Source organism: Mycolicibacterium fallax (assembly GCF_010726955.1).
Taxonomy (GTDB): domain Bacteria; phylum Actinomycetota; class Actinomycetes; order Mycobacteriales; family Mycobacteriaceae; genus Mycobacterium; species Mycobacterium fallax.
In genome coordinates, this window is record NZ_AP022603.1 from 20,138 (window position 1) to 39,719 (window position 19,582).

Genomic DNA, 19,582 nt, shown 5'->3' on the forward strand with positions numbered 1-19,582 from the left:
AGACAGGATTGATCCGCTGATGACTGAGAGTCTCCTCGCCGAGGCCGCGATCCACGTCGGGCACCACGCCCCGATCTGGCACTGGTTCGGCATGACCATCAACGGTGACACCGTGATCGCCTCGGCGGTCGCCGGCGTCATCGTCATCGCGCTGGCCTTCGTGCTGAAGTCGCAAGTGACCTCCACCGCGGTGCCCGGCAAGCTGCAGCTGTTCTGGGAGGCCATCACCATCCAGGCCCGCGACCAGGTCGAGGGCGCCATCGGCATGAAGATCGCCCCGTTCGTGCTGCCGCTGGCCATCGCGCTGTTCACCTACATCCTGACCGCCAACTGGTTGGGCGTGCTGCCGGTGCAGTACACCGACTCCAGCGGCGCCACCAGCGAGCTGCTCAAGCCGCCGGCCGCCGACATCAACTTCGTGCTGGCCCTCGCGCTGTTCGTGTTCCTCTGCTACCACCTGGCCGGGTTCTGGCGGCGCGGCCTGATCGGCCACCCGATCAAGGTGCTCAAGGGCCACGTCGCGGTCCTGGCGCCGATCAACCTCGTGGAGGAGATCGCCAAGCCGATCTCGCTGTCCCTGCGTCTGTTCGGCAACCTGTTCGCCGGCGGCATCATGCTGAGCCTGATCGCACTGTTCCCGCCGTGGATCATGTGGGCGCCCAACGCCATCTGGAAGACCTTCGACCTGTTCGTCGGGCTGATCCAGGCGTTCATCTTCGCCCTGCTGACCATCCTGTACTTCGGACAGGCAATGGAACTCGACCACGACCACGAAGAGTCCGAGGCACACGCCTACTAGGGCTCCCCAAAACCAACCGCATCACAACAGACCTGGCAGTACCTGTCAGCTATCAAGGAGGAAATAGGAATGGCCGACGCAGCAACGAATGCCACCATCATCCAGGGCGCCCTCATCGGCGGTGGCCTGATCATGGCCGGCGGCGCCATCGGTGCCGGTATCGGTGACGGTATCGCCGGTAACGCGCTGATCTCCGGCATTGCCCGCCAGCCCGAGGCGCAGGGTCGCCTGTTCACCCCGTTCTTCATCACCGTTGGTCTGGTGGAGGCCGCGTACTTCATCAACCTGGCATTCATGGCGCTGTTCGTGTTCGCCACCCCGGGCCTTTCGTAAACCAGCGACATGGGTGAATTGAGCGCAACCATCCTCGCGGCGGAAGAGGGCGGGGGACAGTCGAACTTTCTGATCCCCAACGGCACCTTTTTCGTCGTGCTGCTGATCTTCCTGATCGTGCTCGGCGTGATCGCGAAGTGGGTTGTGCCACCGGTCAGTGAGGCTCTCGCCGCGCGCGAGGCCATGCTGGCCAAGACCGCCGCCGACACCAAGCTGGCGGTCGAACAGGTGGCCGCCGCTGAGGCCGATTACGAAGACGCGTTGGGCGAGGCCCGCACCGAGGCGTCGGCCATTCGTGACGAGGCCCGGACCGCCGGCCGCAAGGCCGTCGACGAGTCGCGTGCGGCTGCCGGCGCCGAAGTGAGCAACACGGTGGCCGCGGCCGGGGCGGAATTGTCGAAGAACGCGGAGGCCGCCTCCACCGAGCTCGATGCTTCGGTGGACGGCCTGTCGCGCACATTGGCCGACCGCATCCTCGGGCTCGATGGTGCGGCCAAAGGCGGGAGTCGCTAGATGTCCACATTCATTGGTCAGCTGATCGGCTTCAGCATCTTGGCCTGGCTGGCGGTCAAGTATGTATTCCCGCTGGTCGGCGGCTTGATGACCAAGCAGCAGGACGCCATCCGGGAAGCGTTGGCCGAAAGCGCGGCCGCATCGGAGAAGCTCGCCAACTCCGACGAGACGCTGGCCAAGATGCTGGTGGACGCCAAGGCCGAGGGCGCGCGGATCACCTCCGACGCCCAGGCCGATTCGGTTCGGATCGCCGAGCAGTTGGGCGAGCAGGCCGCCACCGATGCCGACCGGATCAAGGCCCAGGGCATGGCCCAGGTCGACGCGCTGCGTCAGCAGCAGATCCGGACTCTGCGGTCGGGTCTCGGTGCCGAATCGGTGCGCCGCGCCGAGGAGATCGTCCGGGCCCACGTGGCCGATCCGGCGGCCCAGGCGGCCACGGTGGACCGCTTCCTCGACGAGCTGGACTCGATGGCCCCGGCCGATGCGGCGCTGCCCGGTGCGGTGTCGCTGAAGCTGCGGGCGGCCAGCCGGCGCGCGGTGGCCGATCTGGTCACCAAGTTCGAGGCGGTCAGCAACACCGTCGGCACCGACGAGCTGGTCGGCCTGGCCGACGAATTGGCGGCGGTCAGCAAGGTGCTGCGCGAGCAGACCGAGCTGAGCCGGGTGCTGGTCACCCCGGCCGACAAGCCGGAGGCCAAGCGCGTCCTGGTCGACCGGGTGTTCGCCGGCCAGATCGGGGCCAAGACCCTGGAGCTGGTGCAGCTGGCCGCGGCGTCGCCGTGGTCCAGCGAGCACGATGTGGCTCCGGCGTTCGGCTACCTGGCGCAGTTGGCCCTACTGGTGCGCGCCGAGCGTCTCGACGCCGGCGAGCAGGTGGAGGACCAGCTGTTCCAGTTCGGTCGGGTGCTCGACGGTTCCCCCGAGCTCACCACGCTGCTCAGCGACTACCCCCGCCCGCTCGACGGTCGGCTGTCGCTGCTCAATGATCTGCTGGATCGCGGTGGTTCGGTGCACCCGGTTACCCGGGAACTGCTCGCGCAGGCGCTGGATCTGCTGCACGGTGGTCGCATCGACCTCGTCGTCAACGACCTCGCCGAGGTCGCGGTGACGCGGCGCGGCGAGCTGGTGGCCCAGGTGGCCGCCGCTGCTTCGCTGTCGGAGACCCAGCGCACCCGCCTCACCACGATTCTGGCCCGCATCTACGGGCATCCGATCGCGCTGAAGCTGGATGTCGACCCCGAGTTGCTCGGCGGTCTGCACATCACGATCGCCGACGAGGTCATCGACGGCGCGATCGCGTCCCGGTTGACGGCGGCCCGCGTCGGGCTGCCGGACTGACCGGCATCAACCAGGCACCCATCTCAAAATACAAAGGCAGGAAGACGAAAAGCCATGGCAGAGTTGACTATCTCGGCTGCTGACATCGAAGGCGCGATCGGGGACTACGTAGCCTCGTTCACCCCCGCCTCCGGTCGTGAGGAGGTCGGCACCGTGGTGGATGCCGGCGACGGCATCGCCCACGTCGAGGGTCTGCCCTCGGCGATGACCCAGGAGCTGCTGGAGTTCCCCGGCGGCGTCCTCGGCGTGGCACTGAACCTCGACGAGCACGTCGTCGGCGCGGTCATCCTCGGCGACTTCGACAAGCTCGAGGAGGGCCAGGAGGTCAAGCGGACCGGAGAGGTGCTCTCGGTTCCGGTCGGCGACGCCTTCCTGGGCCGCGTGGTCAACCCCCTCGGCGAGCCGATCGACGGCAAGGGCGAGATCGTGGCGGAGACCCGTCGCGCCCTGGAGCTGCAGGCCCCCTCGGTGGTGGAGCGCCAGTCGGTGTCCGAGCCGCTGCAGACCGGCATCAAGGCCATCGACTCGCAGACCCCGATCGGCCGTGGCCAGCGTCAGCTGATCATCGGCGACCGCAAGACCGGCAAGACCGCGGTCTGCGTGGACACCATCCTCAACCAGCGTGAGGCCTGGGAGACCGGCGACCCGAAGCAGCAGGTCCGCTGCGTCTACGTCGCGATCGGCCAGAAGGGCACCACCATCGCCAGCGTGAAGCGATCGCTGGAAGAGGGCGGCGCGATGGATTACACCACCATCGTCGCGGCACCCGCCTCGGACTCCGCCGGCTTCAAGTGGCTCGCCCCCTACACGGGTTCGACCATCGGCCAGCACTGGATGTACAACGGCAAGCACGTCCTGATCATCTTTGACGATCTGACCAAGCAGGCCGAGGCCTACCGCGCGATCTCGCTGCTGCTGCGTCGCCCGCCGGGCCGCGAGGCCTACCCGGGTGACGTCTTCTACCTGCACTCGCGGCTGCTGGAGCGTTGCGCCAAGCTGTCCGACGAGCTCGGTGGCGGTTCGATGACCGGCTTGCCGCTGATCGAGACCAAGGCCAACGACATCTCGGCCTACATCCCGACCAACGTCATCTCGATCACCGACGGCCAGTGCTTCCTGGAGACCGACCTGTTCAACCAGGGTGTGCGCCCGGCCATCAACGTCGGCGTCTCGGTGTCCCGCGTCGGTGGCGCCGCCCAGATCAAGGCGATGAAGGAGGTGGCCGGCTCGCTGCGTCTGGATCTGTCGCAGTACCGCGAGCTGGAGGCCTTCGCCGCGTTCGCCTCGGACCTGGATGCCGCCTCGAAGGCTCAGCTGGAGCGTGGTGCTCGGCTGGTGGAGCTGCTCAAGCAGCCGCAGCATTCGCCGATGCCGGTGCAGGACCAGGTTGTCTCGATCTTCCTCGGCACCCAGGGCCACCTGGATTCCGTGCCGGTGGAGGATGTGGCCCGCTTCGAGGCCGAGATCCTGGAGCACATCAAGACCTCGCACAGCGAGATCCTGACCGAGATCCGCGACACCAAGAAGCTCTCCGAGGAGCTGGAGGCGAAGCTGGTGTCGGTGATCAACGACTTCAAGAAGGGCTTCCGGGCGACCGACGGTACCTCCGTGGTGCCGGTCGACCCCGAGGTCGACGCCCTCGACGAGGCGGAGGTCTCCACCGAAAAGGTGCAGGTTCGCAAGTCCGCCGCGAAGAAGTAGACCGGAAGGTCTGGTAACCACATGGCAGCCACACTGCGCGAATTGCGTGGACGTATCCGCTCGGCCGGGGCGATCAAGAAGATCACCAAGGCTCAGGAGCTGATCGCCACCTCGCGAATCGTCAAGGCGCAGGCCCGGGTCGAGCAGGCCCGGCCGTACTCGTCCGAGATCACGCACATGCTGACCCTGCTGGCCGGCCACAGTGCGCTCGATCATCCGCTGCTGGTCGAGCGGCCCGAGGCAACCCGGGCCGCCGTCCTGGTGGTGTCCTCCGACCGCGGCCTGTGCGGTGGCTACAACGCCAACGTGCTGCGCCACGCCGAGGAACTGCTGACGCTGCTGCGCGAGCAGGGCAAGGAAGCGGATCTGTATGTCGTCGGGCGCAAGGCGCTGGGCTTCTACAGCTTCCGCAACCGGGCGGTGATCCAGTCCTGGATCGGGTTCTCCGAACGGCCGACGTTCGCGCACGCCCAGGAGATCGCCGAGACCCTGGTCGGCGCGTTCCTGGCCGGCGAAGAGGGCGAACACAGCGTCGACGAACTGCACATCGTCTTCACCGAGTTCAAGACGATGCTGACCCAGTCGGCCGAGGCCCGCCGGATTGCTCCGCTGGTCGTCGAGTACGTCGAGGATCAGACGCCGGTGGCCGAGGGGCCGACGACGCTGTTCACCTTCGAGCCCGACGCCACCACGCTGTTCGAGGAACTGCTGCCGCGTTACGTCGCCACCCGGGTGTACGCCGCGCTGCTGGAGGCGGCGGCATCGGAGTCGGCTTCACGCCGGCGGGCGATGAAGTCGGCCACCGACAACGCCGACGATCTGATCAAGCTGTTGACGCTGGAAGCCAACCGCGAGCGTCAGGCACAGATCACCCAGGAAATCAGCGAGATCGTCGGCGGCGCGAACGCCCTGGCCGACGCAAAAGATTAGTCCCCCGAGAAGCGACCACTTAAGAAGTCAGAGAGCGAAGAAGAATGACTGCTACCGCTGAAACTAAGAGCGACGTCACCGGCCGGGTCGTCCGCGTGACCGGCCCCGTGGTCGACGTCGAGTTCCCGCGTGGATCGGTGCCCAACCTGTTCAACGCGCTGCACGCCGAGATCACCTACGGTGCGCTGGCCAAGACCCTGACCCTGGAGGTCGCCCAGCACCTGGGTGACAACCTGGTGCGCTGCATCTCGATGCAGCCCACCGACGGCCTGGTCCGCGGCGTCGACGTCACCGACACCGGTTCCTCGATCACCGTGCCGGTCGGGCACGAGGTCAAGGGCCACGTGTTCAACGCGCTGGGCCACTGCCTGGACAAGCCCGGCTACGGCGAGGACTTCGAGCACTGGTCCATCCACCGCAAGCCGCCGCCGTTCGACCAGCTCGAGCCGCGCACCGAGATGCTGGAGACCGGCCTGAAGGTCGTCGACCTGCTGACCCCGTACGTGCGTGGCGGCAAGATCGCCCTGTTCGGCGGCGCCGGCGTGGGCAAGACCGTGCTGATCCAGGAGATGATCAACCGCATCGCCCGCAACTTCGGTGGCACCTCGGTGTTCGCTGGCGTGGGGGAGCGCACCCGTGAGGGCAACGACCTGTGGGTCGAGCTCGCCGACGCGAACGTGCTCAAGGACACCGCGTTGGTGTTCGGTCAGATGGACGAGCCGCCGGGCACCCGTATGCGCGTCGCCCTGTCGGCCCTGACCATGGCCGAGTGGTTCCGCGACGAGGCCGGCCAGGACGTGCTGCTGTTCATCGACAACATCTTCCGGTTCACCCAGGCCGGTTCCGAGGTCTCCACCCTGCTGGGCCGGATGCCGTCGGCGGTGGGCTACCAGCCGACCCTGGCCGACGAGATGGGTGAGCTGCAGGAGCGGATCACCTCGACCCGTGGCCGGTCCATCACCTCGATGCAGGCCGTGTACGTGCCCGCCGACGACTACACCGACCCGGCCCCGGCGACGACGTTCGCGCACCTGGATGCCACCACCGAGCTTTCTCGTGCGGTGTTCTCCAAGGGCATCTTCCCGGCGGTGGACCCGCTGGCGTCCAGCTCGACCATCCTCGACCCGTCGGTCGTGGGCGACGAGCACTACCGGGTCGCCCAGGAGGTCATCCGGATCCTGCAGCGCTACAAGGACCTGCAGGACATCATCGCCATCCTCGGTATCGACGAGCTGTCCGAAGAGGACAAGCAGCTGGTCAACCGGGCGCGCCGGATCGAGCGCTTCCTGAGCCAGAACATGATGGCCGCCGAGCAGTTCACCGGCCAGCCGGGCTCGACGGTGCCGCTGAAAGAGACCATCGAGGCCTTCGACAAGCTGGCCAAGGGTGAGTTCGACCACCTGCCCGAGCAGGCGTTCTTCCTGATCGGTGGTCTCGAAGATCTCGCCAAGAAGGCCGAGAGCCTCGGCGCCAAGCTGTGATCGTGGCCGACCGGACTGAGGGAGGTGGTGGCTGATGGCGGCTGAAATGAACGTCGACATCGTCGCCGTGGAGCGCAAACTGTGGTCGGGTAAGGCGACGTTCGTCTTCACCCGGACCACCGCCGGTGACATCGGCATCATGCCCAGGCACATTCCGCTGGTGGGCCAGCTGGTCGAGGACGCCGTGGTGCGGGTCGAGCGTGAGGGCGAGGCCGACCTGCGGATCGCCGTCGACGGCGGCTTCCTGTCCGTCACCGAGGAGGGTGTCATCATCCTGGTGGAGTGGGCGGCGTTCGAGTCCGAGGTTGACGTGGACGTCGCCAAGGTCGACGCTGAGTCCGAAGATCCACGGGTGGCCGCCCGCGGGCGGGCGCAACTGCGTGCCGTGGGGCAACTCGGCTGATTGTTTGCCCCGACCGGGGCGAAGGGGGTTCGCGATGAGCACGACCATGATCGTCATGGTCGTGCTCATCTGCGTCTTGGCACTGACCGCACTGGCGCAGAGCTACAAACTGTGGAGTCTGCGCCAGGGCGGCACCGCCGCCATCCTGCGCGACGTGCCCGCGGCCGGCGGGGCCGGCTGGCGGCACGGGGTGATTCGCTACCGCGGCGGGGAGGCGGTGTTCTACCGGCTGTCCAGCATTCGCTGGTGGCCCGACCGCCGGCTGAGCCGGCGCGGTCTGGACCTGCTCGATCGGCGTGGACCCCGCGGTGACGAGTACGACATCATGACCGACGAGATCGTCATCCTGGAGCTGCGCGACAACGGCGACGACCGGGGTCGCGGCTATGAGCTGGCCCTGGACCGCGGTGCACTGACCGCGTTTTTGTCCTGGCTGGAGTCTCGGCCGTCGCCGCGGGCCCGCCGGCGCAGCGCCTGAGCGCTAGGCCTGCGCTACTCCTTCGTCGCAGCTTGGCCTTCTCCTCGGTGTTGATGGTCGGATTCGGCCTGCGCTACTCCTTCGTCGCAGCTTGGCCTTCTCCTCGGTGTTGATGGTCGGATTCGGCCTGCGCTACTCCTTCGTCGCAGCTTGGCCTTCTCCTCCGCCGGGCCGCCAGAGGACGTCGCCGTCCGGGTTGGCGACCCGCGACAGGATGAACAGCAGATCCGAGAGTCGGTTGAGGTACTTCGCCGGCAGCACACTGACCGATTCGCCGTGCGCGGCGATGGCCGCCCAGGCGGCGCGCTCGGCGCGGCGGGCCACCGTCCGCGCGGTGTGCAGCAGCGCCGAGAGTGCGGTGCCGCCGGGCAGGATGAACGAATCCAGCGTGGGCAGCGATTCGTTGAACTCGTCGCACCAGCCCTCCAGCCGGTCGATGTAGTCCTGAGTGATCCGCAGCGGTGGGTACTTCGGGTCGGCGACCACCGGAGTCGACAGATCCGCGCCCGCATCGAACAGGTCGTTCTGCAGCCAGCGGAGCACCTCGCTCATCGGCGGCGGGGGATTCCCGAGCGCGATCGCCGTCCCGATCGCCGCGTTCGTCTCGTCGCAGTCGGCGTAGGCGACCAGTCGCGGGTCGTTCTTGGCGACCCGGGAGAAATCGCTGAGTCCGGTGTTGCCGTCGTCGCCGGTCCGGGTGTAGATGCGGGTCAGGTGCACAGCCATGGTCCAACCGTACCGGCGGCAACGGTGCGATTTCGCCCCCTCACTACACTTACCGGGGTGAGCGAGGTGTTCGTGGTGACGGGCGGCAGCAGGCTGTCGGGTGAGGTCGCCGTCGGGGGAGCCAAGAACAGCGTGTTGAAGCTGATGGCCGCGAGTCTGCTGGCCGAGGGCACCACGACGATCTCCAACTGCCCCGACATCCTCGACGTGCCGCTGATGGCCGAGGTGCTGCGCGGACTCGGCGCAACCGTCGAGCTCGACGGCGACGTGGCGCGGATCACCTCCCCGGATGAGCCCAAGTACGAGGCCGACTTCGCCGCGGTGCGACAGTTCCGGGCGTCGGTCTGTGTGCTCGGGCCGCTGGTCGGCCGATGCAAGCGGGCCCGGGTGGCGTTGCCCGGCGGCGACGCCATCGGTTCCCGGCCGCTGGACATGCACCAGTCGGGGCTGCGGCAGCTCGGCGCCCGCTGCTGGATCGAACATGGCTGCGTGGTCGCCGAGGCCGACGCGCTGCACGGCGCCGAGATCCAACTGGAGTTCCCGTCGGTGGGAGCGACGGAGAACATCCTGATGGCCGCGGTGCTGGCCGAGGGGATCACCGTCATCCACAACGTGGCGCGCGAACCGGACGTCGTCGACCTGTGCGACATGTTGATCTCGATGGGCGCGCACATCGAGGGTGCCGGCACCTCGACGTTGACGATCGAGGGCGTGCCGAAACTGCACCCGACCACGCACCGCTGTATCGGCGACCGGATCGTCGCGGCCACCTGGGGGATCGCCGCGGCGATGACCCTCGGCGATGTCACGATCACCGGAGTCGACCCATCGCACCTGCAACTGGTCCTGCACAAGCTGCACGACGCCGGCGCCACCGTCACCCAGACCGAGGACTCCTTCCGGGTGGTGCAGTACGACCGGCCCAAAGCGGTCAACGTCGCGACCCTGCCGTTCCCGGGTTTCCCGACCGATCTGCAACCGATGGCCATCGCACTCGCGTCCATCGCCGACGGGACCTCGATGATCACCGAGAACGTCTTCGAGGCTCGGTTCCGCTTCGTCGAGGAGATGATCCGGCTGGGCGCCGACGCCCGCACCGATGGGCACCACGCGGTGGTGCGGGGTATCCGGCAACTGTCCAGCGCGCCGGTGTGGAGCTCGGACATCCGGGCCGGTGCCGGCCTGGTGCTGGCCGGCCTGGTGGCCGACGGTCAGACCGAGGTGCACGACGTCTACCACATCGATCGGGGCTACCCGTTGTTCGTGGAGAACCTGCGGAGTTTGGGTGCGGACATCGAGCGGGTAGTATAGAACGAGTCATCGATCGGTGTGGGCGCGATCACAAAAGATCCCCCAAATCCGAGCTTGACTTCCCGGACCGGATCGGCTTAAGCTAGTCGGGTTGCCCCGGAGAGGGGGAACAAGACAAGAAAGTCTAGGTCCCGCAGAGTCGCAAGACTTTGAAACGGATCGACAGCCTGTTGTTTGAGAACTCAATAGTGTGTTTGGTGGTTTTTGTTTGTTGTTTTTTGCCACGTTTTGATACCCCCGTGTTGGGGCGTGGCTTTTTTTGATGCCAGTTTTTGGTGTCTTGCTTTGGTCAAATGTTTTTCTGATTGAAGATTGCCGGCTGTTTTGTCGGGGTTTTTGTTTGGAGAGTTTGATCCTGGCTCAGGACGAACGCTGGCGGCGTGCTTAACACATGCAAGTCGAACGGAAAGGCCCTTCGGGGTACTCGAGTGGCGAACGGGTGAGTAACACGTGGGTGATCTGCCCTGCACTCTGGGATAAGCCTGGGAAACTGGGTCTAATACCGGATATGATCATGCGCCTCATGGTGTGTGGTGGAAAGCTTTTGCGGTGTGGGATGGGCCCGCGGCCTATCAGCTTGTTGGTGGGGTAATGGCCTACCAAGGCGACGACGGGTAGCCGGCCTGAGAGGGTGACCGGCCACACTGGGACTGAGATACGGCCCAGACTCCTACGGGAGGCAGCAGTGGGGAATATTGCACAATGGGCGCAAGCCTGATGCAGCGACGCCGCGTGGGGGATGACGGCCTTCGGGTTGTAAACCTCTTTCAGTACCGACGAAGCGTAAGTGACGGTAGGTACAGAAGAAGCACCGGCCAACTACGTGCCAGCAGCCGCGGTAATACGTAGGGTGCGAGCGTTGTCCGGAATTACTGGGCGTAAAGAGCTCGTAGGTGGTTTGTCGCGTTGTCCGTGAAAACTCACAGCTTAACTGTGGGCGTGCGGGCGATACGGGCAGACTAGAGTACTGCAGGGGAGACTGGAATTCCTGGTGTAGCGGTGGAATGCGCAGATATCAGGAGGAACACCGGTGGCGAAGGCGGGTCTCTGGGCAGTAACTGACGCTGAGGAGCGAAAGCGTGGGGAGCGAACAGGATTAGATACCCTGGTAGTCCACGCCGTAAACGGTGGGTACTAGGTGTGGGTTCCTTCCTTGGGATCCGTGCCGTAGCTAACGCATTAAGTACCCGCCTGGGGAGTACGGCCGCAAGGCTAAAACTCAAAGGAATTGACGGGGGCCCGCACAAGCGGCGGAGCATGTGGATTAATTCGATGCAACGCGAAGAACCTTACCTGGGTTTGACATGCACAGGACGCCGGCAGAGATGTCGGTTCCCTTGTGGCCTGTGTGCAGGTGGTGCATGGCTGTCGTCAGCTCGTGTCGTGAGATGTTGGGTTAAGTCCCGCAACGAGCGCAACCCTTGTCTCATGTTGCCAGCACGTAATGGTGGGGACTCGTGAGAGACTGCCGGGGTCAACTCGGAGGAAGGTGGGGATGACGTCAAGTCATCATGCCCCTATGTCCAGGGCTTCACACATGCTACAATGGCCGGTACAAAGGGCTGCGATGCCGTGAGGTGGAGCGAATCCTTTAAAGCCGGTCTCAGTTCGGATCGGGGTCTGCAACTCGACCCCGTGAAGTCGGAGTCGCTAGTAATCGCAGATCAGCAACGCTGCGGTGAATACGTTCCCGGCCTTGTACACACCGCCCGTCACGTCATGAAAGTCGGTAACACCCGAAGCCGGTGGCCTAACCCCTTGTGGGAGGGAGCTGTCGAAGGTGGGATCGGCGATTGGGACGAAGTCGTAACAAGGTAGCCGTACCGGAAGGTGCGGCTGGATCACCTCCTTTCTAAGGAGCACCATTTGTTGCCCCGATAATTTTGGGGTTCCCCCATCCCCGTCACAGTGACGGAATCGTGTGGTGGTTGGGATATGTGCCCGGCGCCTGTAGTGGGTGTTCGGGTGGGTGCGCAACAAACATTTCAAGATTTTTTCTTGGCCGGAGTTCGGGGTTTTATCGCTTCGGTGTCACCAGACACACTGTTGGGTCCTGAGGCAACAGGCTCGCAGGCCGGCCCCGTTGGGGTTGGTGCTGGCTTCTGATGTTCTCGCCTGGCCGGGTTTGTCTCCGGTGTTGTGGGTGAGGATTGTTGGGGGTTTTTGTTGTCGCCCTGCTTGGTGGTGGGGTGTGGTGTTTGATTTGTGGATAGTGGTTGCGAGCATCAAGCCGCACGCGTTTGGTTTCTGGCCTGTTGTGGTCGGGGGCCGGCTGATTCGTCCTCTGTTGTGGGGTCGGGTTGGTGGTGTGTGGTTTGTTGTAGTGTGATTTTTTCTCATTTTTTGGTTTTTTGTGTTGTAAGTGTTTAAGGGCGCATGGTGGATGCCTTGGCACTGGGAGCCGATGAAGGACGTGGGAGGCTGCGATATGCCTCGGGGAGCTGTCAACCGAGCTGTGATCCGAGGATTTCCGAATGGGGAAACCCGGCACGAGTTATGTCGTGTCACCCAACGCTGAATGTATAGGCGTTGGGGGGGAACGCGGGGAAGTGAAACATCTCAGTACCCGTAGGAAGAGAAAACAAAAGTGATTCCGTTAGTAGTGGCGAGCGAACGCGGAGGATGGCTAAACCGTGTGCATGTGATACCCGGCGGGGGTTGTGTGCGCGGTGTTGTGGGGCGTTTCTTCTTCAGTCCGCCGACTGGAGCGGGAGTGAGAAATCATTGTGTTAGTCGAAGTGGCCTGGGATGGTCTGCCGTAGACGGTGAGAGCCCGGTAGGCGAAAACATGATGACTCCCGTGGAATGTTCCCCGAGTAGCAGCGGGCCCGTGGAATCTGCTGTGAATCTGCCGGGACCACCCGGTAAGCCTGAATACTTCTCAGTGACCGATAGCGGATTAGTACCGTGAGGGAATGGTGAAAAGTACCCCGGAGGGGTGAAATAGTACCTGAAACCGTGCGCTTACAATCCGTCAGAGCCTTCCACTTTGTGGTGGGGTGATGGCGTGCCTTTTGAAGAATGAGCCTGCGAGTCAGGGGCATGTCGCGAGGTTAACCCGGGTGGGGTAGCCGTAGCGAAAGCGAGTCTGAATAGGGCGTATCCCCGTGAGGGGTGTAGTGGCATGTTCTGGACCCGAAGCGGAGTGATCTACCCATGGCCAGGGTGAAGCGCGGGTAAGACCGCGTGGAGGCCCGAACCCACTTAGGTTGAAGACTGAGGGGATGAGTTGTGGGTAGGGGTGAAAGGCCAATCAAACTCCGTGATAGCTGGTTCTCCCCGAAATGCATTTAGGTGCAGCGTCACATGTTGCGTGCTGGAGGTAGAGCTACTGGATGGCCGATGGGCCCTACTAGGTTACTGACGTCAGCCAAACTCCGAATGCCGGTACGTGTAAGTGTGGCAGTGAGACGGCGGGGGATAAGCTCCGTGCGTCGAGAGGGAAACAGCCCAGATCGCCGGCTAAGGCCCCTAAGAGTGTGCTAAGTGGAAAAGGATGTGCAGTCGCTTAGACAACCAGGAGGTTGGCTTAGAAGCAGCCACCCTTGAAAGAGTGCGTAATAGCTCACTGGTCAAGTGATTGTGCGCCGATAATGTAGCGGGGCTCAAGCACACCGCCGAAGCCGCGGCAATACCTGTATGGGTATTGGGTAGGGGAGCGTCCTGCATCCGGTGAAGCAGCCGTGTGAACGAGCTGTGGAGGGTGTGGGAGTGAGAATGCAGGCATGAGTAGCGATAAGGCAAGTGAGAACCTTGCCCGCCGAAAGACCAAGGGTTCCTGGGCCAGGCCAGTCCTCCCAGGGTGAGTCGGGACCTAAGGCGAGGCCGACAGGCGTAGTCGATGGACAACGGGTTGATATTCCCGTACCCGTGTGTGAGCGTCCCTGATGAATCATCGGTACTAACCATCCAAAGGTGGCTGACTTCTCTTTCGGGAGTTGCGGTCGCCGGCTGCGTGGGACCTTCGGTGGTAGTAGTCAAGCGATGGGGTGACGCAGGAAGGTAGCCGTACCAGTCAGTGGTTGTACTGGGGTAAGCCTGTAGGACGACATCTAGGCAAATCCGGATGTCATATGTCTGAGAGGTGACGCATAGCCGATTGAGGCGAATTCGGTGATCCTATGCTGCCAAGAAAAGCCTCTAGCGAGTGCACACACGGCCCGTACCCCAAACCAACACAGGTGGTCAGGTAGAGAATACTAAGGCGTACGAGTGAACTATGGTTAAGGAACTCGGCAAAATACCCCCGTAACTTCGGGAGAAGGGGGACCCACACACCGTCAACACCCTTGCGGTGGGCAGCGGTAGTGGGTGGCACAAACCAGTGAGAAGCGACTGTTTACTAAAAACACAGGTCCGTGCGAAGTCGCAAGACGATGTATACGGACTGACGCCTGCCCGGTGCTGGAAGGTTAAGAGGACCGGTTAGCAGAACTTGTTCTGCGAAGCTGAGAATTTAAGCCCCAGTAAACGGCGGTGGTAACTATAACCATCCTAAGGTAGCGAAATTCCTTGTCGGGTAAGTTCCGACCTGCACGAATGGCGTAACGACTTCTCAACTGTCTCAACCATAGACTCGGCGAAATTGCACTACGAGTAAAGATGCTCGTTACGCGCGGCAGGACGAAAAGACCCCGGGACCTTCACTACAACTTGGTATTGATGTTCGGTACGGTTTGTGTAGGATAGGTGGGAGACTGTGAAACTCGCACGCCAGTGTGGGTGGAGTCATTGTTGAAATACCACTCTGATCGTATTGGACCTCTAACCTCGGACCGTATATCCGGTCCAGGAACAGTGCCTGGTGGGTAGTTTAACTGGGGCGGTTGCCTCCTAAAAAGTAACGGAGGCGCCCAAAGGTTCCCTCAACCTGGATGGCAATCAGGTGTTGAGTGTAAGTGCACAAGGGAGCTTGACTGCGAGACGTACATGTCAAGCAGGGACGAAAGTCGGGACTAGTGATCCGGCACCTCTGAGTGGAAGGGTGTCGCTCAACGGATAAAAGGTACCCCGGGATAACAGGCTGATCTTCCCCAAGAGTCCATATCGACGGGATGGTTTGGCACCTCGATGTCGGCTCGTCGCATCCTGGGGCTGGAGCAGGTCCCAAGGGTTGGGCTGTTCGCCCATTAAAGCGGCACGCGAGCTGGGTTTAGAACGTCGTGAGACAGTTCGGTCTCTATCCGCCGCGCGCGTCAGAAGCTTGAGGAAAGCTGTCCCTAGTACGAGAGGACCGGGACGGACGAACCTCTGGTATACCAGTTGTCCCACCAGGGGCATCGCTGGATGGCTACGTTCGGACAGGATAACCGCTGAAAGCATCTAAGCGGGAAACCTTCTCCAAGACCAGGCTTCTCACCCTCTAGGAGGGATAAGGCCCCCCGCAGACCACGGGATTGATAGGCCAGACCTATACGCACCGCAAGGTGTTCAGGGAACTGGTACTAACCGGCCGAAAACTTACAACACCCCCACCCCAAAAAAGGGTGGCGGGAACAAAATGTAAGAGACCAAAAATTGCAAGACACACTCTTGCCTCGCAACCACACCACAAACCACAACACCACACCCCCCACCAAAAACACCCCACACCCGGGACACCTAGGGGGCCGGCAGCAACCCACCAGGGTTCGCGCCACCCCCACCACGCGGGGTCACCGGAAAAGTGAATAGAGTTACGGCGGCCACAGCGGCAGGGAAACGCCCGGTCCCATCCCGAACCCGGAAGCTAAGCCTGCCAGCGCCGATGATACTGCCCAACAGGGTGGAAAAGTAGGACACCGCCGAACACACAAAACCCCCCGAGCAATCGGGGGGTTTTGTAATTCCCGGCCTGTTTCGCAATTGCCGACGCCGGGCGGGTCTGTCGGTAATTCAGTCGAACAGCGCCGGCTCGCGGGTTTCGCGTTCTAGGGCCAGCAGCGTCTTCTTGCGGTCCAGCCCGCCGCCGTAGCCGGTGAGGCTGCCGTTGGCCCCGATCACCCGATGGCAGGGCACGATGATGGAGATCGGATTGTGGCCATTGGCCAGCCCGACGGCCCGGGAGGCCTGCGGCGAGCCGATCTGCTCGGCGATCTGGCCGTAGGACCGGGTCTGGCCGTACGGGATCGTCGTCAGCGCGGCCCACACCCGGCGTTGGAAGTCGGTGCCGGCCAATTCCATCGGCAGGTCGAACTCCTGCAGCTCGCCGGCGAAATACGCCGCCAGCTGGGCGACGGCATCGGGGAAGGCGTCGTCGGCACGCACCCACCCGGCCCGGTCGGGCTCGTAGGTCTGATCGTCCATCCGCAGATGGGTCAGGACCCCGTCGTCACCGGCCAGGGTGAGCGGCCCGATGGGGCTGTCGATGATGCGGTAGACGGTCATGGTGCCTCCTTTGGTGGCGGCCAGGTGTTCATCGGATGGTCCGCCCCGAGGGCGGCCCACAGGTATTGGGTGGCATAGGAGCGCCAGGGCCGCCAACGCTCGGCCCGCGCGGTGAGCCCAGCGGAGTCGTCGGGCAGACCGAGGCGGCCGGCGCCCCGGCGAACTCCGAGGTCCCCGCCGGGAAACGCGTCCGGGTCCCCGAGTCCACGCATGGCGATCAGCTCGGTACTCCACGGCCCGATTCCCGGCAGTCGGCTCAGCTGCGCGCGGGCGGCGGCGCGATCGCAGCCCGGATCGAGCACGACGCTGCCGTCGACCAGCGCCCCGATCAGTCCGATCAGGTAACTGCGCCGGGCCGTGGGGAGTGCCAGTCGCTGCGGGTCCAGGCCGAGGAGATCACCGGCGGACGGAAACGTGTGCGTCAGCCCGCCGTCGGGATCGATGATCGGGCGGCCGTGGTCGCGGACCAGCCGGGCGGCGTGCGTGCCGGCTGCCCGGGTGGAGACCTGCTGGGCCAGCACCACGCGAATGGCCAGCTCGTGCTCGTCGACGGTGCGGGGGATCCGTCGTCCCGGCACCGCGCGCACCAGCGCATCGAGCGCGGGGTCGGCGGCCAGCGCGTCGTGCACGGGCAGTGGGTCGGCGTCGAGGTCCAGCAGCCGGCGGCACCGTGCGGTCGCGACGGTCACGTCGCGGAAGTCGTCCAGCCGCAGGGTGCAGCGCACCTGGTCGGGGAACGGGGTCAGGGTGACCACGCCGTTGCCGTGCGGCAGCCGCAGGGTGCGGCGGAACGAGCCGTCGCGGACCTCCTCGCAGCCCGGCGCCGATGTGGCGGCCAGGTGCGCGAACAGGCTGTGGTGGTCGAAGGGTTGCCGGACCGGCAGTCGCAGCGTCAGCGCACCGGGGACCGCGGCCGGGGTGCGGGTCAGCCGGCGCAGCCCGGAGGGCGGGCAGCCGAACACCGAGCGCACCGTGTCGTTGAACTGGCGGACGCTGGAAAACCCGGCCGCAAAGGCGATGTCGCCGAGCGGCAGCGCACTGCTCTCGATCAACAGCCGGGCGGTCTGGGCGCGTTGGGCCCGGGCCAGCGCCAGCGGGCCGGCGCCGAGTTCGCTCTGCAGCACCCGCTCGATCTGGCGGGTGGTGTACCCGAGCCGGGCGGCCAGTCCGGGCACCCCGTCGCGGTCGACGGTGCCGTCGTCGATCAGCCGCATCGCCCGGGCGACGAGGTCGCCGCGGACGTTCCACTCCGGCGATCCCGGGGAGGCGTCGGGTCGGCAGCGTTTGCAGGCCCGGAAGCCGGCGCGCTGCGCGGCGGCCGCGCTCGGGTGGAACGCCACGTTGCCGGGCAGCGGGGTGCGGGCCGGGCAGCTCGGTCGGCAGTAGATTCCGGTGGTGTGCACGGCGACGACGAACCAGCCGTCGAACCGCGAATCCCGGGCGCCGATGGCCCGGTAGCAGCGGTCGAAGTCCTGGTACACACCTCCACACTGGCACGCCGACGGGGCGATGACTAGCGGAAAACCGACATTGCGGCGGGGGATTCAGCGCGGCGGGGATCAGCGGGGCATGGCCAGCACGGTCGCGTTCCCGCGGCCGCGCAGCACCACGCTGTCGCCGAACGTCCAGTGCTGTTGCTCGGCTGCGGTGGCGCCGCGCACCGTCTCGGCCGAGGCCAGCACCCGGCCGGGCACCGTCTTGGACAACTCGCACAGCCGCGCGGCGGTGTTCACCGGGTCTCCGATGACGGTGTACTCGAACCGGTGGTGCGCGCCGACGTTTCCGGCGACCACGGTGCCCGCGGTCACCCCGATGCCGGCCTCGATGTGGGTGAGCTCCGCGCGCAGCCGCGCCGACAGGCTGCGGGCGGCCGCCAGCGCGGCGTCCTGCGGGTGCTCGAGCCGGTTCGGTGCCCCGAACACGGCCAGGCAGCCGTCACCCTCGAACTTGTTGATCAGGCCGCCGTACTGATCGATTTCGTCGACGACGATGCCGAAGAACTGGTTGAGCAGCTCGAGCACCTCGGTGGCGGGGCGGCTGGTGGCCAGCGCGGTGGACCCGATGATGTCGATGAACATCGCGGCGGCGAAACGCTCCTCGCCGCCGAGCTCGATGCTCTGCGACTCCGCGGCCGCGGCGACCTCGCGGCCGACATGCCGGCCGAACAGATCGCGGATCCGCTCGCGCTCACGCAGCCCGCCCACCATCGCGTTGAACCCGCGCTGCAGCTCGCCGAGTTCGGTGCCGTCGAAGACCTGGACGGTGGGGGTCAGGTCGCCGGCCTCCACCCGGGCCAGCGCCTGCCGGACCACCCGGACCGGAGTGGAGGTCAGCCAGGCCGCGATCCACATCAGCAGGAACCCGAAACCCAGGGTGAACGTGCCGATGAACAGCACGGTGATCGCGAGCTGGGTGGTGGTGAGATGGCGCAGCAGGATCGCGAACATCGCGACGAACATGATCCCGGCCACCGGGATGCCGGTGGTGAACAGCCAGGTGCTCATGATCCGGCCGGTCACCCCGGAGGGCAACCGGCCGTCCGGACGTCCGGCGTCCAGCGCCAGCGCGGCGACCGGGCGCAGCGCAAACTCGGTGAACAGATAGCACGCCGCGCTGACCACGATGCCGCAGAACGCCAGCACGAAACTGATCTTCGGAATGAACTGCGGGTCCTGCAGGCCGTAGAGCAGGGTCAGCAGTGCGGTGCCGACCAGCCACAGCATCAGGTTCATCAGGGCCAGTCGCCATGGGGTGGCCAGCGCGCGCCGCTGGTCATCGCGGGTCGGCTCCCGGCCCTCGGTCGCCCACCGCAACGCCTTGACCGTGCGCATCGTCAGCCACGCCGTGCCGAACGCCAGGGCCGCGACGATGTATGCCGGCGTGACGATCACCGAGATCCACCAGACGTCCGGGCCGAACACCGAGGGGTCCGGCAGCGCGACGGTGACCAGCACGATGGCCACCGTGATGCCGACCAGATTCGAGACGAGCAGGGCCGCGGTCAGCAGCAGCTGGATCCGGATGCGCCGGTGCCGGACGCGCTCGGTGGACCGGCCCAGCAGCCAGGAGCCGTACTCCGGGGTATCGGCGAGGCGGCCGCTCTGTCGGGTGGCGCGCTCCAACAGCCGGTCGACCCGTTGGGTGAGGCTCGCCTTCTCGTCCATCGCTGCGCAGCCTATCCCGGCGCCGGTCCTCGACCACCA

General features: G+C 65.0%; 14 protein-coding genes and 3 rRNA genes. 13 read left to right on the forward strand and 4 right to left on the reverse strand.

The genetic code is table 11. From position 1 onward, the window contains the following. Positions 1-19 precede the first annotated feature (19 nt). From atpB to G6N10_RS00150, 9 genes are all read left to right on the forward strand, one after another. On the forward strand, positions 20-799 hold the full coding sequence (gene atpB, locus G6N10_RS00110; RefSeq protein WP_085098198.1) for a F0F1 ATP synthase subunit A: 780 nt from the start codon (positions 20-22) through the stop codon (positions 797-799). 69 nt (positions 800-868) lie between these two features. Further along, on the forward strand, positions 869-1,132 hold the full coding sequence (locus G6N10_RS00115; RefSeq protein ID WP_020104130.1) for a F0F1 ATP synthase subunit C: 264 nt from the start codon (positions 869-871) through the stop codon (positions 1,130-1,132). Positions 1,133-1,141: 9 nt separating this feature from the next. Beyond that, positions 1,142-1,645 (forward strand): F0F1 ATP synthase subunit B, encoded by a 504-nt coding sequence (locus G6N10_RS00120; RefSeq protein ID WP_085098201.1) that lies wholly within the window; start codon positions 1,142-1,144, stop codon positions 1,643-1,645. After that, complete coding sequence (locus G6N10_RS00125) at positions 1,646-2,983, forward strand: F0F1 ATP synthase subunit B/delta (RefSeq protein WP_085098204.1); 1,338 nt, start codon at positions 1,646-1,648, stop codon at positions 2,981-2,983. A 54-nt stretch (positions 2,984-3,037) separates the two neighbouring features. Further along, positions 3,038-4,684 carry a F0F1 ATP synthase subunit alpha gene (gene atpA, locus G6N10_RS00130; RefSeq protein ID WP_085098207.1) on the forward strand — a complete coding sequence of 549 codons (1,647 nt, stop codon included), beginning with the start codon at positions 3,038-3,040 and terminating at the stop codon, positions 4,682-4,684. A 21-nt stretch (positions 4,685-4,705) separates the two neighbouring features. Next, positions 4,706-5,614 carry a F0F1 ATP synthase subunit gamma gene (locus tag G6N10_RS00135; RefSeq protein ID WP_085098211.1) on the forward strand — a complete coding sequence of 303 codons (909 nt, stop codon included), beginning with the start codon at positions 4,706-4,708 and terminating at the stop codon, positions 5,612-5,614. Positions 5,615-5,658: 44 nt separating this feature from the next. Continuing rightward, the gene (gene atpD, locus G6N10_RS00140; RefSeq protein ID WP_085098214.1) at positions 5,659-7,095 is read left to right on the forward strand and encodes a F0F1 ATP synthase subunit beta; all 1,437 of its coding nucleotides are present in this window, start codon (positions 5,659-5,661) and stop codon (positions 7,093-7,095) included. 34 nt (positions 7,096-7,129) lie between these two features. Further along, entirely contained in the window at positions 7,130-7,498 is a 369-nt protein-coding gene (locus G6N10_RS00145; RefSeq protein ID WP_234810613.1) for a F0F1 ATP synthase subunit epsilon, read from the forward strand. Positions 7,499-7,532: 34 nt separating this feature from the next. Beyond that, positions 7,533-7,976 carry a DUF2550 domain-containing protein gene (locus G6N10_RS00150; RefSeq protein WP_085098221.1) on the forward strand — a complete coding sequence of 148 codons (444 nt, stop codon included), beginning with the start codon at positions 7,533-7,535 and terminating at the stop codon, positions 7,974-7,976. Between the two features lie 132 nt (positions 7,977-8,108). On the opposite strand, the gene G6N10_RS00155 is transcribed toward G6N10_RS00150, so the two are convergent. Next, positions 8,109-8,702, reverse strand: coding sequence for a cob(I)yrinic acid a,c-diamide adenosyltransferase (locus G6N10_RS00155; protein ID WP_085098224.1), 594 nt, complete (start codon positions 8,700-8,702; stop codon positions 8,109-8,111). Positions 8,703-8,759: 57 nt separating this feature from the next. Here G6N10_RS00155 and murA point away from each other — a divergent pair, with 57 nt between their 5' ends. The 4 genes from murA to rrf all read left to right on the forward strand — a co-directional run bounded on the left by murA (position 8,760) and on the right by rrf (position 15,802). Beyond that, positions 8,760-10,013, forward strand: coding sequence for a UDP-N-acetylglucosamine 1-carboxyvinyltransferase (gene murA / locus G6N10_RS00160; protein WP_085098227.1), 1,254 nt, complete (start codon positions 8,760-8,762; stop codon positions 10,011-10,013). Positions 10,014-10,350: 337 nt separating this feature from the next. Continuing rightward, positions 10,351-11,865, forward strand: a 16S ribosomal RNA gene (locus G6N10_RS00165). 504 nt (positions 11,866-12,369) lie between these two features. Beyond that, a 23S ribosomal RNA gene (locus G6N10_RS00170) occupies positions 12,370-15,481 on the forward strand. Between the two features lie 208 nt (positions 15,482-15,689). After that, a 5S ribosomal RNA gene (gene rrf, locus G6N10_RS00175) occupies positions 15,690-15,802 on the forward strand. Together the 16S, 23S and 5S rRNA genes form the textbook arrangement of a ribosomal RNA operon. Before the next feature lie 85 nt (positions 15,803-15,887). Here the strand turns inward: rrf and G6N10_RS00180 are convergent. From G6N10_RS00180 to G6N10_RS00190, 3 genes are all read right to left on the reverse strand, one after another. Beyond that, complete coding sequence (locus tag G6N10_RS00180; RefSeq protein ID WP_085093332.1) at positions 15,888-16,379, reverse strand: methylated-DNA--[protein]-cysteine S-methyltransferase; 492 nt, start codon at positions 16,377-16,379, stop codon at positions 15,888-15,890. Continuing rightward, positions 16,376-17,860, reverse strand: coding sequence for a DNA-3-methyladenine glycosylase 2 family protein (locus tag G6N10_RS00185; RefSeq protein ID WP_085093334.1), 1,485 nt, complete (start codon positions 17,858-17,860; stop codon positions 16,376-16,378). The genes G6N10_RS00180 and G6N10_RS00185 overlap by 4 nt, the downstream gene beginning before the upstream one ends. A gap of 78 nt (positions 17,861-17,938) precedes the next feature. Next, positions 17,939-19,543, reverse strand: a complete 1,605-nt coding sequence (locus G6N10_RS00190) for an adenylate/guanylate cyclase domain-containing protein (protein ID WP_085093336.1) — start codon at positions 19,541-19,543, stop codon at positions 17,939-17,941. Positions 19,544-19,582 lie beyond the last annotated feature (39 nt).

Excerpts from the sequence above, each read along its gene's own strand:
- atpB (WP_085098198.1), top strand. The coding sequence starts at position 20 with ATGACTGAGAGTCTCCTCGCCGAGGCCGCGATCCACGTCGGGCACCAC.
- G6N10_RS00115 (WP_020104130.1), top strand. The coding sequence starts at position 869 with ATGGCCGACGCAGCAACGAATGCCACCATCATCCAGGGCGCCCTCATC.
- G6N10_RS00120 (WP_085098201.1), top strand. The coding sequence starts at position 1,142 with ATGGGTGAATTGAGCGCAACCATCCTCGCGGCGGAAGAGGGCGGGGGA.
- G6N10_RS00125 (WP_085098204.1), top strand. The coding sequence starts at position 1,646 with ATGTCCACATTCATTGGTCAGCTGATCGGCTTCAGCATCTTGGCCTGG.
- atpA (WP_085098207.1), top strand. The coding sequence starts at position 3,038 with ATGGCAGAGTTGACTATCTCGGCTGCTGACATCGAAGGCGCGATCGGG.
- G6N10_RS00135 (WP_085098211.1), top strand. The coding sequence starts at position 4,706 with ATGGCAGCCACACTGCGCGAATTGCGTGGACGTATCCGCTCGGCCGGG.
- atpD (WP_085098214.1), top strand. The coding sequence starts at position 5,659 with ATGACTGCTACCGCTGAAACTAAGAGCGACGTCACCGGCCGGGTCGTC.
- G6N10_RS00145 (WP_234810613.1), top strand. The coding sequence starts at position 7,130 with ATGGCGGCTGAAATGAACGTCGACATCGTCGCCGTGGAGCGCAAACTG.
- G6N10_RS00150 (WP_085098221.1), top strand. The coding sequence starts at position 7,533 with ATGAGCACGACCATGATCGTCATGGTCGTGCTCATCTGCGTCTTGGCA.
- G6N10_RS00155 (WP_085098224.1), bottom strand. The coding sequence starts at position 8,702 with ATGGCTGTGCACCTGACCCGCATCTACACCCGGACCGGCGACGACGGC.
- G6N10_RS00180 (WP_085093332.1), bottom strand. The coding sequence starts at position 16,379 with ATGACCGTCTACCGCATCATCGACAGCCCCATCGGGCCGCTCACCCTG.
- G6N10_RS00190 (WP_085093336.1), bottom strand. The coding sequence starts at position 19,543 with ATGGACGAGAAGGCGAGCCTCACCCAACGGGTCGACCGGCTGTTGGAG.